Source organism: Paenirhodobacter ferrireducens, from assembly GCF_004022265.1.
Classification (GTDB): domain Bacteria; phylum Pseudomonadota; class Alphaproteobacteria; order Rhodobacterales; family Rhodobacteraceae; genus Rhodobacter; species Rhodobacter ferrireducens.
The window spans coordinates 1-937 of sequence record NZ_SAVB01000058.1; the positions used below are offsets into that span (position 1 = coordinate 1).

Below are 937 nucleotides of genomic sequence, written 5' to 3' on the forward strand. Positions count from 1 at the left end.
GTGCTGAAGTAAGCCGATGGTCAGCGTGTTCGATGGCATCGGGCGGATCTGCACGACGGCCTTCGGCGCCGGCATCACCTATCTGGCCGAGGGACAGCCGGCCCGTGTCGTGCCGTCCAAATTCCGCGAGGGGCCGGTCGAGGTCGAAGACGATGACGGGCGCATGGTGCTGATCATCGCTCCGACCTGGTGGGTGCGGCGGGACCTCGTGCCCGAGATCGCCCGTGGCGACCGGATCGAGCCGGGCAACGGCAAGACCTACACGGTGATCACCGATCGCCCGAACGGATCACCGGCATCTGATGCGACCCTGATCTGCGAGCTCGAGAGGATCTTCCCGTGAGCGCGCGGGCCAGTTTCCGGGCGATCGCGCGCGAGGCGCTTGCGGCCGATCCGCGGATGTCGGGGTTCAGGCTGCTTTCGGCCTGGGCGGGCGGCATCAATGCCGAGCTCTTGCCGGTGATCGGCGTGGTGACGCCGCAGGAGCGGGTGGCGCCGCTGACGCTGAAGCAGGCGCAGCGCAGCTTGCGCCTGCAGGTGGTGGCCAAGCGTCTCGGCGCGGCCGAGCTCGAGGATGAGATCGACGACGATTCCGACGCGATCGAGGCCTGCGTGACCGCAGCGATGCTGGCCCTGGGCATCCGCTGCCTGCCCGAGGACATCACCACCACGCTCAACGGCGAGGGCGAGCAGAAGATCGGCACCGTCGTCGTGAGCTTCGGGATCGACTACCGCCGCCCGATCGGCGGGTGAGGGCAGGGTGCCACTGCAAACAGTCCCGGCCGCAATTCCGCGGCCGGGGCGTCCCCGGGGCCCCGTCCGCGTGCGGGGCCTCGTCATTTGAGGAGGCGAGATGCCGAAAGTCACCAACCTGGGGAAGGGCGATCTGACCCTTCCGAGCGGGCACCTGCTGCCTGCCGGCAAGGCGGTCGAGATC

Annotated in this window: 2 protein-coding genes; both read left to right on the forward strand. The window is 68.9% G+C overall.

Annotated features, from left to right (window positions below; translation table 11 throughout):
* Nucleotides 1-16 precede the first annotated feature (16 nt).
* Nucleotides 17-343 (forward strand): head-tail joining protein, encoded by a 327-nt coding sequence (locus tag EOW65_RS19830; protein WP_164880183.1) that lies wholly within the window; start codon nucleotides 17-19, stop codon nucleotides 341-343.
* Nucleotides 340-753 carry a hypothetical protein gene (locus EOW65_RS19835; RefSeq protein ID WP_128152398.1) on the forward strand — a complete coding sequence of 138 codons (414 nt, stop codon included), beginning with the start codon at nucleotides 340-342 and terminating at the stop codon, nucleotides 751-753. The genes EOW65_RS19830 and EOW65_RS19835 overlap by 4 nt, the downstream gene beginning before the upstream one ends.
* The last annotated feature ends 184 nt before the right edge of the window (nucleotides 754-937 follow it).

Coding starts and splice junctions, on each gene's coding strand:
- EOW65_RS19830 (WP_164880183.1), top strand. CDS start 17: ATGGTCAGCGTGTTCGATGGCATCGGGCGGATCTGCACGACGGCCTTC.